At 60.1% G+C, this 13,418-nt stretch carries 11 protein-coding genes; 4 read left to right on the top strand and 7 right to left on the bottom strand.

Going from position 1 to position 13,418, the window contains the following annotated elements; all coding sequences use genetic code 11:
- The 4 genes from JNN07_09080 to JNN07_09065 form a co-directional block, all read right to left on the bottom strand.
- A partial coding sequence (locus tag JNN07_09080) for an ankyrin repeat domain-containing protein (GenBank protein MBL9167879.1) occupies window positions 1–1,526 on the bottom strand: 1,526 nt, incomplete at its 3' end.
- A 96-nt stretch (window positions 1,527–1,622) separates the two neighbouring features.
- The gene (locus tag JNN07_09075) at window positions 1,623–2,663 is read right to left on the bottom strand and encodes a hypothetical protein (GenBank protein ID MBL9167878.1); all 1,041 of its coding nucleotides are present in this window, start codon (window positions 2,661–2,663) and stop codon (window positions 1,623–1,625) included.
- Window positions 2,664–2,668: 5 nt separating this feature from the next.
- A complete protein-coding gene (locus JNN07_09070) occupies window positions 2,669–3,418 on the bottom strand; it encodes a hypothetical protein (GenBank protein MBL9167877.1) in 750 nt (249 codons plus the stop codon).
- A 3-nt stretch (window positions 3,419–3,421) separates the two neighbouring features.
- Window positions 3,422–4,480, bottom strand: a complete 1,059-nt coding sequence (locus JNN07_09065) for a stilbene synthase (GenBank protein MBL9167876.1) — start codon at window positions 4,478–4,480, stop codon at window positions 3,422–3,424.
- Between the two features lie 394 nt (window positions 4,481–4,874).
- Here JNN07_09065 and JNN07_09060 point away from each other — a divergent pair, with 394 nt between their 5' ends.
- Together JNN07_09060 and JNN07_09055 are read left to right on the top strand one after the other, a co-directional pair.
- Window positions 4,875–5,351, top strand: a complete 477-nt coding sequence (locus JNN07_09060; protein ID MBL9167875.1) for an Ohr family peroxiredoxin — start codon at window positions 4,875–4,877, stop codon at window positions 5,349–5,351.
- Window positions 5,323–5,532, top strand: coding sequence for a dodecin domain-containing protein (locus JNN07_09055; protein MBL9167874.1), 210 nt, complete (start codon window positions 5,323–5,325; stop codon window positions 5,530–5,532). The genes JNN07_09060 and JNN07_09055 overlap by 29 nt, the downstream gene beginning before the upstream one ends.
- Window positions 5,533–5,554: 22 nt before the next feature.
- Here the strand turns inward: JNN07_09055 and JNN07_09050 are convergent, their stop codons facing one another.
- Complete coding sequence (locus tag JNN07_09050) at window positions 5,555–5,950, bottom strand: hypothetical protein (GenBank protein MBL9167873.1); 396 nt, start codon at window positions 5,948–5,950, stop codon at window positions 5,555–5,557.
- 331 nt (window positions 5,951–6,281) lie between these two features.
- Here JNN07_09050 and JNN07_09045 point away from each other — a divergent pair, with 331 nt between their 5' ends.
- Window positions 6,282–6,905, top strand: a complete 624-nt coding sequence (locus tag JNN07_09045) for an FHA domain-containing protein (protein MBL9167872.1) — start codon at window positions 6,282–6,284, stop codon at window positions 6,903–6,905.
- A gap of 13 nt (window positions 6,906–6,918) precedes the next feature.
- Here the strand turns inward: JNN07_09045 and JNN07_09040 are convergent, their stop codons facing one another.
- Window positions 6,919–10,530 carry a VCBS repeat-containing protein gene (locus JNN07_09040; GenBank protein ID MBL9167871.1) on the bottom strand — a complete coding sequence of 1,204 codons (3,612 nt, stop codon included), beginning with the start codon at window positions 10,528–10,530 and terminating at the stop codon, window positions 6,919–6,921.
- Window positions 10,531–10,897: 367 nt separating this feature from the next.
- Here JNN07_09040 and JNN07_09035 point away from each other — a divergent pair, with 367 nt between their 5' ends.
- Complete coding sequence (locus tag JNN07_09035) at window positions 10,898–11,602, top strand: hypothetical protein (GenBank protein ID MBL9167870.1); 705 nt, start codon at window positions 10,898–10,900, stop codon at window positions 11,600–11,602.
- Window positions 11,603–11,690: 88 nt separating this feature from the next.
- On the opposite strand, the gene JNN07_09030 is transcribed toward JNN07_09035, so the two are convergent.
- Window positions 11,691–13,163 (bottom strand): DUF1501 domain-containing protein, encoded by a 1,473-nt coding sequence (locus tag JNN07_09030; protein MBL9167869.1) that lies wholly within the window; start codon window positions 13,161–13,163, stop codon window positions 11,691–11,693.
- Window positions 13,164–13,418: the final 255 nt, after the last annotated feature.

Here is a 13,418-nt window from a genome sequence, read left to right as displayed (position 1 = left end):
GGGGGACGGGGAAGATTGTTGTGCCACTGACCGTCGCGACCTTGGATGACCGCCAGATGGTGCACCGCCGAATCCGTCAACGCGTCGGCCGGCAGTCCCTGAGCTGCATATCCCAGCAAGGTGTAGCCTTTGGTGAACACCAGGTCGGGATGGAACAGCGGTTGCCAATCGAGTTCAAAATCCTTGAACTCACCCTGAGCCACCATGGCGATCAACTGGCGCTCCTGGTCAGAATCCACCTTGACCGAACCGCGTTTCGCCAAGCCCAGGGCGGCCATGGGTAGATACTGCTGATGGCAGGACGTGCAGTCTTGCTTGCTCGCATGACGTAGAAAAGCCTGCTTGGACTCAAGCGAGGTCTGTTGGAGAAGCTTTACGGCTTTTTGAAGGGCGTCCTCGATCAAAACGGCACTGGGCCGATCCGAAATCGTACGCACCAGAACTGGTTCCCGGCTTTCGCCCGAAGGCCTGGCCGAGGCCTGGGAACGGGCTGAGAGTGCGGCTAAGATCGGCGTGTCACCTCGTTTGCGCGCCAGCATCAGCGGCGTCTGAAGAACTTCCATGAACGCATCGATCTGTGCGCCACCCCCGATTTCAGGGCTGGCACCGTGATTCAGCAACAGTGTCACTAACGAAGGATCCTGCTGCTCGGTCGACGCCGCCCAATGGAGGGCCGTGTAACCGTCCCGCCGGCCGGCGAGTTTTGCCTCGGCGCCACGTTGAAGGAGAAGCCTGGCGGCACGTGGATGATCACCCCAGGCCGCCTGCATCAGCGAGGTACCCAATCCACCCTCGGCATCCACTTCGGCGCCGGCGTGAAGCAGTGACTTCATGACGGGCAGGTTATCACGATACGCCGCCCACATGAGAGGACTGCGCCCCCCGCCAAAAAGAAACCCGGCCTCGCTGGGCAGCGGCTGGGCGTTGGGGTTCGCCCCTCGACGCAGCAACAGGCGAACCGTGTCAGGATCCCCCCCCGCGGAAGCCGCGATCAAGGGCGTCACGCCAAAGACATTCGTAACGTCTACTTCCGCCCCGGCGTCGACCAGTGCCTTGATGGAACGATATGAATCGGCCGTCCGCGCTGCCAGAATGAGGGCCGTGTTCCCGAACCCGGATCGGATCCTGACGTCCGCGCCCTGATTCAAAAGCCAGGAGACCTTGCGCGCATCATAGGAGGCCCGCATCAACGCCGTCGCTCCCCGAGAGTTAGTGGCGTTCACATCAGCCCCGCGCTCCACCAGAACCCGCATCGCATCGAGATCGGCGTACTGCGCCGCCCACATGAGCGGGGTGTTACCGGCCGCGTCGCGCGTATTCACCGAAGCCCCCTGCTCCAGCGCCGCGCGCAGGGCAGCAGGCTGGCCGGACCGCAGCACGCCAAACCAGGCTGACTCCGAATCAAACGCCTGCCCGTTGCCACCCCCAAAAACGACCGAACCAACCAGCGCCCACCCGGCCCAGCTGACCGTGGATCCCAGCCTGTTCAAGAAACTCGGCACCTCTAACCAACAATTCAATATCATGCAGGCAGGCTATAAAACCCGCTTCCTCCTGACAATGGACCCAAAGTAGCAGTCCGCGAGACTGTCCTTGGCGTCGAGAGCAACAGGTCATCCGCTTCATCGCGTGCGGCCATGCATCGTGCGCCAGAGCCAAGGGGATCGCGTGGCAGCCGACAGCAGCATTCCTCGCGCAAGCGGCTGAAAGAGAGCCCACTGAATACAGGCAGCCCAACGCAGACGAGACTCAAACCGAAGGTCGCAGGCTAAAGCAACCTGTCGCTGCGCCTCGGCCCAACTTAGTTCCCCCCGGCCAAATCGTTCTAAAGGCTGCACTGCCAGCTCCGCGGACTCAAAGGCCATGGACATTCCGTTGCCAGTCAGCGGCGGGATCATGGTCAGCGCATCTCCAACGCAACATTCCAGTCGCCGGGTCGCCCGCTGAGGCCGCAACCCAAGCCCGGCCACGGAGCAGAATGAACTGTCATCGAATTGCGCCTTCACCAGACGGGAATAGAGCAGCGAGCCGGCGGGTCCTCTGAGCCATTCACGCCAACCGAATGACAGCCCCGCCACCGGAGTCTTGGTCCGAAACAGGCCGCACACGTTCACCTGACCGTCACTCAAGCGGCTCAACCCGACATAACCCGCACCCACGAAATGCATTTCCAAATCGGCCTCCAGCGAAACATTCCGAGCGTGAGCCTTCAATCCGAAGAGTCGCCAACCATCGGCGGTCGATTCGACCCGACGTCCACAAGCTCGAACAATACCTGGCCCATATTCACCTACCCATCGTTGTCCCGATCCCAGTTCACCGCCGAGACGTTGAAACTCGCGGGAGAGAACCTCATCCAAAGTAAATCGTGAGATGCTGAGAGCCGGCTGGGCCAGCAACGGAGCCATAGCGAGCTTCCTCCCCCAAGAGGTGGCAACCGTGACCGAATCGCGTGCCCCCCCTTCCCGAAGTTTCCCCAGCAGTCCAAATCGCACCAAAGTCCCCAGCCCCAGACCGTCAATGAACTCACCACAGACTCGGTGCCGCGGGTACCGTCCTGACTCCCATACAAACACCGGAATCCCTCTAAGGCGCAGTCCGATGCCCAGACTGAGCCCAGCCAGCCCCCCACCAACGATCTGGATCTGCTGCAGTTGGCCCATGGCAATCAAGGGCGGGCAGCCACGGGGCTCGAAGGGGAGTCCATGGTTCGCGGAAGGCCGCGTTTCGCGATGAACACATGACTGAACAAGCCCTGAGGACCTTCCGTCAGTTCCCAGCCATCGCTCCAAGCCCAGAGGGAGGAAAGGTCCTGATCGGAAAAGCCACCCCTCACGCTGACCGCGGCGTCGTGTCGAGTCACACCATTGCACCCCAGCAACCACAGTAGCTTTGACGCAGCCAACGCGAGGTTGGATCGACGAGGCTCACACACCAACAAATAGCTTGTTCGCTCGCCCGCCAGTCGCATTAGACGGGTCAACGGCTCGGTTCGGAAATGATGCAGAAACAGATTCGCGAAAACGAGGTCGACCGGGATGGAGGGTTGCTCCAGCCAGGCGAATACATCCATGGCCCGATGTTCTATGGTCCAGCCGAGCGCTGCAAAGGCCTCGATCGTTTCCGCTGAAGTGAGGTCGTGTCGATCAAGCAGGGTAAGTTTGGCTTGGATGCCTAGCCGCGCCCATCGTCGAGCCACCGACAGGAGCACGGTGCCATCCCCCGCCCCCAACTCCACGAGCCGCAAAGGACGGCGACCGGAGAGCGGAACAATCGACCGAGGATCCAGCGCTCGAGCCAAGATCCCCGCGTTCCCCATAATGGCATTCAGCCTCCGAAGATCCGCACGTGAATGCACCGCCGAGGGATCCGTTGGCGATAGCTCATCCAGAATTTCAGGCTGCACGTCCCGATCCATGATTCAATCTACTTTGAGAAGAGCTCCATGGCAGCTGAACCCCGCACCAAAGGAAGACATCCACCACCATCCCCCCGGGGCCTTCTCGACCAATGCGCGCTCCAAAACGAACAACACAAACGGGCTGCTGACGTTCCCTACATCCCGCAGCACTGCCGCGCTGCGCCTGAGATCTTCCTCACTCAGCCCCAAGCAGGTTTGCATCGCACCTAGAACTTCCCGTCCGCCGGCATGGAGAACCCATCCGGTGACGTCTGCGCGGCTGAGCGGATAGTCGTTGAGCATCTTGCTAAAGAGGCCGTCCACGCACCTAGCCGCCAGCACCGGCACCTCCCTGGACAAAATGTTCCGCAGCATCCCCTGTCGGGTCTCGAACCGGAGAGCATCACGATCACCTGGACTCGCGTGGGTCTCCGCGGCCTTCCACTCTACCCGCCGGGCATGCGCAGACGGCTGAGCCGAGCAGACCACAGCCGCCGCCCCGTCGCCAAACAAACACGCGCTGATCAGCACGCCCGGGTCATCATCGAGGTATAAGGCGGCACTACAAACCTCAACACAAATGGTCAGGACGTGTTTGGCGCGGCCAGCCGCCAACAGGGCGTCCGCCGTCCGCAGGTTCGGCAAGGCTGCCCCGCAGCCCTGCCCCACCAAATCGAGGGCGATCACGTCGGAACGCAGCCCGAGCAGCTCAGACACATAGCTGGTGAGCCCCGGACACAAATACCCCGTGCAAGTGCTGATTAGGATGGCGTCGAGATCGGCGGCGGCTACCTGCGCGGCGGCCATCGCACGACGGGCGGCTTTCACCGCCAACCCCGGAGCATGATCCTGAAAACGGCCGTGAAGAGAGTCCGGGGTTAGCAGAAACGCCTCAGCCCAATCTCCGATCACCGTGTGGCGAGTATCGATCCCGCTGTCGCCCGTCAGAACCCTCCGCAGTAAGGCATGCGAGCGGCCTGTAAGCCCGGGATACTGGGGAGCGTTCTTCAACGCTTCCCAACATTCAGCCTGCGAAAATCGGTGAGACGGCACCATCGTCCCCATCCCGGTTAGGAACATAATACGACGTGGAGTCTAGGGACGACGGAATGAAAGGAAGGCACAAAGCGGCGGAACCACCGGCGCAGGCTGCAGCGCGGAGAACCCGATGGATAAGTCCTTAGTTGGTGTCGTCGTTTCATAGGTCAAGAGAGATAATCGTCGGCAGTCCCAGCAGGAGCGATGCGCACTTTGGATCCGCCGATGCCTGGAGGTTAAGCCGTGAGGCAACCGGACGCCATCAGGTATTTGCCTGAGGCAATGAGCAGCGAAAGCCAGCGCACCGGTGCGGGTTATACCCCATGGCAAAGGCGGTGTCGTGGAATCATGCTGTTGAGGATGAGCGGAAGGTTCATACCCCAAGCCCCCATCGGGAGCCGGGATCGAACCCAAGCTACCCCAATCGATACCAACCATGAAAACTTTATTTACAGCACAGGTAAAATCCAAGGGCGGCCGTTCGGGAACCCTCGAGGAGCCCGCCGGGCTCCTGAGTTTGACGCTGGGCAACCCGTTGATCGAAGGAGAAGAAAGCCGTGGTCCAAATCCAGAAATGCTCTTCGCCGGGGCCTACTCGGCGTGCTACCACGGGGCACTCCGCAACGCAGCCAAGACCCTGAACATTCCACTCGGCGACTCCAGCGTGCGGACGCTCGTAAGCCTGCTCGAAGACGATGAAGGGGGTTACCGTTTGGCCGTAGAATTGCACGCGCACCTCCCCGGCATTCAGGCCAGGGACGCTCAAGTCGTGATGGACGAGGCCCACCGAACCTGCCCTTACTCAAAAGCACTTCGCGGGGACACCGCCGTCACCTTGGTCTTGGACACTTCCGACACCCTGACACCTGAAGCCCAGCCATCCCATGAACAACCCCGTCTACAAACTCATTGAACTCACCGGCACCTCCACCGAATCCATGGAGGATGCGGTGGCAGGAGCTATCAAACGGGCTCACAAGACCGTCAAAAAGCTGTCTTGGTTTCAGGTGGTGGAGACCCGAGGCAACATCGAGAAAGGAAAAGTGCGGCATTGGCAGGTGACCATCAAGGTGGGATTTGTTGTGGACCGATGATGGGCGGCCGCCGATGACCAGATCAGATGAACCGCGCCACGAATTGCAGGTAACCCTGCCGTCCTCCGTTCTTGGTGTGACGCTCCACCGACTTCTTCAACTCGCGAAGGCAATCCACCATGTCGGCCACGGGGATGGTGGCACCGACGCCCTCGGGCATGCCTTCGACCTCCGCGCGCCCTAAGCGCCACTCGCAGAGCGGGAAGAGGGCATCAAAGACCTCTCGATCGAGGCCCGTGAGCTTGCAAGGCACCACCTGGTGTCCGCGCATCTCGGTGCGATAGCGCTCGAAGGCCGCTTCGTACGCTCGGCCGACCACATGATCGCTCATCTCCGGGTGGCTTCGCCAAAGCTCAATCACGGCCGATTCGAGGTTTTGCAAGACATCCAGATTTTTGGGTTCAGGCGCAATGCTCATGAATTCTGGTGGTTTTTACTAACGGCGCCTAGGGAGAGTTCCTTACCGGAGGCAAAAAAGCAACCCTCGGCCGGACCCAAAAAACGATAGCTCAGCCCTCCTGGCAGCCGGCATCGATCGACGTTCATCGAAGCACCTTAAGATCCCGAACCGTCCAGCTGCCTAGGGACCCAACCACCCCCGCTCCGCCCTGCTCACAAGGATTTACCTTGTAGACCGAGATCTGAGCGGGAATAAAATGCTGCGACGAAGCGAGGTCAGACTGGAGTGGTAGGATGCTCTTGCTAGCGGAAGTCCCCAAGTTAGGAAACTCGTCCACAATGGAGCGACCATGGCAAAACTCATTTTCATCGACGAAAAATTCAAGGGCCAAACCTACGAGCTGAAACGGGAGAAAACGACCATCGGTCGAGGGGACCAAAACCACCTGATCATTCCCGACACCTCGGTTTCCATCCAGCACAGCATGATCCTGGCCAACGGTCCAGAGGTTCTCCTCTGCGAACTCGACTCGAGCAACGGAACCTACGTCGATGGCTCCCGGGTCAATAAACAATGCCAAATCAAGTCTGGCCAAACCATCCGCTTCGGCGCGGCGACCGCCCGACTCGAACTCGCAAGCGATGATGACTTCACCGAAAATGAGGAGATGACGGCAGTGCTTGGCTTCCGTCGAGCCCTCCAAAAGGCTTCCGGCAACCCAAGCCAGCCGACGCCCGAAACGCCCGCGACCCGGCTGCGCTCCGAAACACCGGCCGATGCGGAGGAACCCACGATCACCTTGGGACAACTTAGCCCACCTTCCCGCACACCCTCGCCTCAATCCGACAGTCGAGCGGCCCACTCCACGCCGGGGCCGGTGGCGTCTAGCTCGAAGCTCTGGCTGGGACTGGGGTTGGTAGCAGCCTTCACCCTGGGAGTGGTGGTGTGCTGGCTGCTCTGGGGCAAGAACTGATCCTCCGATCGACTCAGGGCTCCACCAACTCCAAGACACGCTCTCCGCTCCGAACCGGTTGGGATACAATTGCGCCCCGCGGCCACTGCACCTTGATTTCTTGCGGCTCGTCTCCCGCATCGAAACGAAAACGCAACTCAGCTGCTCCCGCGTTCTGACTTTCCTGCCCTGAGTAAATCTCTCGCATCTCCCGAACGCCGCGCACGGTCGTCAGTTGAACGCGCGCTCCCAAGGCTAGGCGGTTGCCTAACCCGCCACGCAAACGAACGGAAATCTCGGAGGAGGGGCTCGGGGAAAGATTGCGAAAGCACTCCAACGGCCCGTGATTGACGGCAACCAGCAGGTCAACCGCCCCCCGCCCGCTCAGGTCGACGGCTCGCGCAAACCGAGCGTCACCCGGGAGGACGATGCCGCTCTCCCGAGGCCAAACCGGACGGAAAGTCCCATCGCCCGATCCCGCAAGCAACCAGCTCACGCCTCCGTTTTCCTTTCCGCTCTCCCGGTCGACCGGGGAAAGATTTTGACAGAGAAACACATCCAGCAGCGCGTCACTGTCAGCGTGAAAAAGCACGATGCCGAAGCCCGGAGCGTTTTGAATTTCTCTCGGAAAGGGCACAAAACGAAAACGGCCTGCCCCCAGGTTCAGAAACAAACCCGAGTCAGGTGTGTTAACCTCCCATCGTGCAGCCTTATCCAGCCGATCTTTGTCCAACAGATCCGCCAGCGACGATTTGCCGTAGTCGGCGTAGCTCGGAACTTTTTCCCGAAGAAAGGGAAACACGCCGGCCATGGCGCCAAATGTTCGAATCGGAAAAACCTGATCTCCCACCTTTCTCCCCATCACCAACAACGATCGACCGCTCCCGTCAACATCACCGAAGTACGAAACCACCGGATGCGCAGCATCGGGTGAAAACGGAGAATTCCGACCCTGATTCGAAACCACGATGTCGATATCCCCATCACGATCCACGTCACCCGCCGCCACCCCACCCCATTTGCCGCGTAGGGCGGAGATACCGGTGGAAGTGGTGACATCAGTCAACGTTCCTCCGGCATTTCGGAAGAAGCAAACCGGGCCTTGATCCAGGGTGAGGATCAGGTCGCCCCATCCGTCTCCATCGAAGTCTGACGCAACCGCGCCAGTCACCATCCCAACTCGCTCCAGGTCGGGCGCTCGTTCCATCGTCACCGCGACGAAGCGACCATCGCGGTTCTCTAACAGTTGACTCCGAGGCGAACTCGGGTACGCGCCAGGGACCAAGCGGCCGCCGACAAACAAGTCGAGATCGCCATCGCGGTCAAAATCCCACGCACAACTTGGGCCCCCGCTCTCTGCTTCCACCGGAATCTGGTTCGTCGCACGGCTCCAGCGCAGTGCGCCGTCCGCCGAAACTCCTTCATTTCGGTAAAGCCGATCCTGGAAGTGTGGTCCTTGGGGATCGGCCTCGTTGCCTCCACTGACCACCAGCAGGTCCAGATCTCCATCCGAGTCATAGTCCAGCAGCACCGATCCCATGTCCTCCGCTTCGGCATCCTCGGACAACGCCAGCGCAAGCGAAGTTTCAAACTTCAGGTCTGCCCGCTGTCGCAACCATTGCCCAGCCTGCCCGGCGGCCCCACCTAGGAAGAGATCCGAAAGACCATCCCCATCCACATCGCCCCAAACGAAACTTGGCCCTAGTTGCGAAAGCTTGCTGGGCAGCAGCGGCTCTCGGTCGAAATCGGCGAAGCTCCGCTCCGCATGTCTCAATCGCCCAAAAACATGGGTGGCTTGAAAGCGCGGAGCGGGTGGGGCGGCAGGAGAATTAGGGTTCGTGGACAGCGAGGCGGAAGCCCCTTCCCCCGGCTCGAATACCGTGAGCAGCTGATCTGCCGCGACCTGCGCCAGCTCCTGCGTTTTCCCGCTAGGCCAACGAATGCTCACCCGCTGGGCAATGGCGTTGGTTCCCAGCCCGAAGTGCAGCATCGGCTCATCCGCCGACATGTATCCGTTGCCAGGATGCAGTTGACGCAGCTGAGTTCCGGTCGCCGTCTCGAGCCGCACCTCGGCCCCAATCCCGAACGCATTGGCCTTGATTCCCTGCAACCGAAGGGCCAACCGATGCCCTCCGGTCGTGGTGTTGCGGTACAGCCCGGGTGGACCATCAAAGTGGTTCACCACCAAATCAAGATCCCCATCACCATCCAAATCTCCTAGTGCCGCTCCAAAGCTGATTCCCATTTCGTCCAATCCCCACGCGCCGCTGACATTAGCAAATTGAAGGTGACCCTGATTCCGGAACGCCAAGTTCTTTTCCCGAAGTTCAGGTGCCTTTTCCCACATGGCCGGTGTTTCGACCGCGCCAGTCCTGCGATACGCTTGAAGAAAGTCGACGTCCAGATAGTCGCGCGTGAATCCGTTCGAGATGAATAAATCTTCCAGCCCGTCCTCATCCAAGTCCCCTACCTTCGCGGACCAGGTCCAATCGGAACGAGCTACCCCCGCCAGTTCCGCAACCTCCAGAAAACGGTCTTTACCCGTATTCATAAAGAGGGTGTTCCTCAGATACTGCGGGGGATCCGCCCATTCTAGGAACCAGCCCATGGCTTCCATGCTGGCCATGGAGATCATGTGCCTCTGCGGGGTAGTCCCGGCCATGTCGGCCAGAAACAGGTCCGGCATGCCATCGTTGTTAAAATCTCCCGACCCACAGGCCATGGTCGACCACGGCGTGCGGGAGAACCTTCCAGCGGACACCTCCAAGAAGGTGCCGTTCCCTTGATTTCGATAGAGTTGATCCGGATCGGTAAAATCGTTCCCCACATAGAGGTCCGGATATCCATCCTGGTCGTAATCCCACCAGATGGCGTCCAATCCATGATAGTATCCCTGAATACCCGAGGCCTCGGTGACATCAGTGAAATGAACCAGGCCAGTCTCGGCCCAGTCGTTTCTAAAAAGGTAGTCGCGTTGTCCCGCCTTTACAAAGCGTTGCTCCCCACCGGGCAGATTCAGAACCCCCACCCATTCCCGATGCTCGGGAGCGACGGTGTAGCGGCCGGGACTGCCCAGATACTTGATCGCCGGCGGAGTGCGTGGCTCCCGTCGATTGGTAACCAAAAATGCATCCAGATCTCCATCCCGATCATAGTCCGCAAACACTGTTTTGACATGGGCGCCCTGCTGCTCAAGTCCGCTGCCTGGGGTGATCTCCCGGAAAGTGCCATCGCCTTGGTTCAGGCACAAACGGTTCGGCGACAAGAATCCACAGAGAAATAAATCCAGCCAACCATCATTGTTCACATCCACGAACACCGCCCCGGTGGTCCAGGAATCACCCTGCTCCAGCTTCGCGGCCGGGGAAACATCCTCGAATCGAAAATCCCCCAGGTTGCGGTAGAGTCGTGCGCCTCCGTGAGGCCGGGTCAGCAGGACGTCACAACGTCCGTCCTGATTGAAATCACCCAAACAAACGCCCCCTCCCGTGAATCCGGTTCGCAATAAGTCCTTTTCATACTGATCACGCGGCGCCCACCGATGGCGGAAATCGATGCCATGCTGGGCCGGATCAAGGCGTTCGAACCGGGGCTGTCCCCCTCCTGCGTCCGCCTCGGCCCGACGCACGAGTGGAAGCGGGTTCACCGTCCCGAGAAGGGCGGCCGGTAGACGTGGCGCCGAAGGAGAGGGCGGCGCGGGCCGACAGGCCTGCAGCCATAGAGCCCAAACGGGAACCAACCAGAATAAACGTCTCGAATACAGGCCGCGAACCATGAATTCACATAGTGACCCGGTCACCAAGGATTTGTCAGTCAAATCCTGACTTCAACATTGACCAATCCCTTCAAATCCGCTATTTCCTTGCCTCAAGTTCTTGAAGGTTTGCCCGTTGTGTTCGGGCGGCTTGATTTTTGCCGGTTCGCAAGATTCGCTCCGCCTTCCTCCCCTCGAGCATGACGGCAGCATCCTCTCAAGAGCGGATGTAATCCTAATTCAGCAGCAACAACCATCTATGATCAACCGTAAATCAGGCGCCATCGGGTGCCTTACCTTGGCGGTCTTGGGCTTCGCCTCCGTGGCGCAGGCAGAGACCTTCTACTCCATCTCGAGCGCGAAATCGAGCACCGGAGCCAGCGACCTCTGGCCTGCCTCCAACCTCATCCAAGGCCCCGGCGTCGGTTTTGACGCAGCCGGAACCAATGACAAATTGCTCGGTGGGCCCGAAGGTAATTGGGTCACCGACGCACCAGCCGGCTTCCCGTCCGACTATGTCGAGCAGATCGGCAAGCCGGTCATCACTCTCGACTTGGGTTCTGACGTGTCGCTCTCCGAAATCAGCGTCTGGGGTTACACCGCCTCGAACGCCAACGGCGTGAGCGCGTTCAGCCTCAAGTTCGCCACCTCGGCCGAAGGCGAAGCCGGTTTTGGCTCCTCCATCACTTACTCGCCGGCTTTCTCCGGTTTGATCAATAGTGACAATGCCCGCCAGAGCTTCTTGTTCGGCCAGACGGTCAGCGCTCGCTACGTCCAATTCACCGCTGAAGACAACTTCTTCGTGGCCCCTGGTGATGGATCTACCGGCGGCGCTGCCGGCGGCGACCGCGTCGGATTGGGCGAGATCGCCTTCTCCACCGTTCCCGAGCCTTCCATCGTCGGCTTCTCCGCCCTCGGTGGCTTGATGCTCCTCGCTATCCGTCGCTCGCGCGCTGGACGCTAACCTCTTCAGGCAACCAGATGCCGGGGCCTTCCGGTATCTCGAATGCTGCCTTTTGTGAAACCGGAGCCGCACAGGCTCCGGTTTTTCTTTATCCCATGAGCCCGGGAATGGGCTCGGCATCATAAAGGGCCTGGGGCCTTCCCGTCTGATCCTCCCAAGTGAGGGTACGTGGCAAGCCTAGCGCTCGATAGATGGTAGCCGCCAGATTCTCCGGCTTTTGGGGCGCATCGGTCGGAAAAGCACCGATCGCATCGGTAGCGCCAATCACCGCGCCTCCACGCACCCCGCCCCCGGCCAAAAACACGGATTGCGCCGCTCCCCAATGATCACGCCCCGGCAACTTGACGCCCGGGATGGTCGAAATCTTGGGAGTCCGACCGAACTCGCCCGCCATCACGATCAGGGTTTCCTGAAGCAAGCCACGCGATTCCAAATCATCCAACAAAGCGCTCACCGCCCGGTCAGTCGGCGGCAACAGGTGGTCTTTGAGGTTGGGAAAGGCAGCCTGATGAGTGTCCCAGGTCTCATTGTTGCCCAGGTTCACCTGAACCAACCCCACCCCCACCTCCACCAACTGCCGGGCCATCAGCAGCGACCAACCGAAGCTGTTCCGACCATAACGATCCAGCCACTTGGCATCCGCCTTGGATAAACTGAAAGCCTCATGCACCTTCCCGTTGGCCAGGAGGGAGACGGCCGCCTCGCGATAGCGATCTAGTCCCTGGTCCCCCGCCAAGCTGCCATACAGCCGCCCCTGCTTCTCCAGTTCCTCGCGCAACGCAACCCGGTTCAACACTCGGTCCAGCACCAAGCCTTCCGGAAGCGAGAGATGCGGCGCCTGGAATTTGAGATGGTCATCGGTGACACGCCCTGCCTCATGATGAAACAAATACTCCGGATACGCCCCATAGTGCTGAGGGTGATAAGGAGACATCTCCAAAAACCAAGGATCGCGGGAACTGCCCAGCACGCCCGCGAACTGCCCGGGGATGACTCGGCCCGTATTGTGGACGAGCTTCTCCGGAAGAACGATCGCGGGGGGCAGGTTGTTGCGCGGCGTCAGCAAGGTGTTCGCCAGGCTCGCTATGCTCGGCCAATCCGCCGGCCGCGGCTTGTTAGGGTCAAAACCGAGGGGAAGTTCACTCCGCCCGGTTAACATGACGTGATGCCCGGCTGAGTGATCGTTGTGGGAGTGAGTGAGCGAACGAACCAGAGCCCACTTCTCCGAACGCTTGGCCAATTCAGGCAAGTGTTCACAGATGTGCAGGCCAGGAGTGCGCGTGCGGATCGGGTTGAATTCGCCGCGGATCTCCAGCGAAGCGTCGGGCTTCATATCGAAGCTCTCATGCTGAGCCAGCCCACCCGAGAGAAAAATGTAGATGACGGACTTGGCTTTCGGAGCGGCCGACCCCGGATTCCCTTGGGCCGTGCCCATAGCCCGCAATGCGGTAACGTGGTTGAGCCCGAGACCCAAGAAGCTAATCGCCCCCGCTCGTATCGCAGCGCGACGCGACAATCCATGTGTCGGATGCTGAGGAATCGATGGCAGCGCTCGACTCATGGTTTCCTGTAGCGTGCCAGCCTGAAGCCTGTTTGGCAATGTCGCGGTTCAAGTCCCTCCGGGGGGGGCCCGAAAAGCTGGAGAGGGCTACAGGACTATGGAGTGCGGTAGACCTCTCTAAGCATTACCCACAAGTTCAGAAGATCTTGGACCTCTATCCCAACGGGATAGCGCCTCAAAGCCCAGGGTTGCGAGGAACGAGCTACCCTGGGAAAAACCCATAGAATTCACAACCCCATCGTGGGTTGCGGTTTG

It is taken from the genome of Verrucomicrobiales bacterium (assembly GCA_016793885.1).
GTDB lineage: Bacteria > Verrucomicrobiota > Verrucomicrobiia > Limisphaerales > UBA11320 > UBA11320.
The sequence above is the reverse complement of the archived record's forward strand: the minus strand, read 5'-3'. Positions and strand labels throughout refer to the sequence as shown.

Excerpts from the sequence above, each read along its gene's own strand:
- JNN07_09075 (MBL9167878.1), bottom strand. The coding sequence starts at position 2,663 with ATGGGCCAACTGCAGCAGATCCAGATCGTTGGTGGGGGGCTGGCTGGG.
- JNN07_09035 (MBL9167870.1), top strand. The coding sequence starts at position 10,898 with ATGATCAACCGTAAATCAGGCGCCATCGGGTGCCTTACCTTGGCGGTC.
- JNN07_09030 (MBL9167869.1), bottom strand. The coding sequence starts at position 13,163 with ATGAGTCGAGCGCTGCCATCGATTCCTCAGCATCCGACACATGGATTG.
- JNN07_09050 (MBL9167873.1), bottom strand. The coding sequence starts at position 5,950 with ATGAGCATTGCGCCTGAACCCAAAAATCTGGATGTCTTGCAAAACCTC.
- JNN07_09060 (MBL9167875.1), top strand. The coding sequence starts at position 4,875 with ATGAAAACTTTATTTACAGCACAGGTAAAATCCAAGGGCGGCCGTTCG.
- JNN07_09065 (MBL9167876.1), bottom strand. The coding sequence starts at position 4,480 with ATGTTCCTAACCGGGATGGGGACGATGGTGCCGTCTCACCGATTTTCG.
- JNN07_09070 (MBL9167877.1), bottom strand. The coding sequence starts at position 3,418 with ATGGATCGGGACGTGCAGCCTGAAATTCTGGATGAGCTATCGCCAACG.
- JNN07_09055 (MBL9167874.1), top strand. The coding sequence starts at position 5,323 with ATGAACAACCCCGTCTACAAACTCATTGAACTCACCGGCACCTCCACC.
- JNN07_09045 (MBL9167872.1), top strand. The coding sequence starts at position 6,282 with ATGGCAAAACTCATTTTCATCGACGAAAAATTCAAGGGCCAAACCTAC.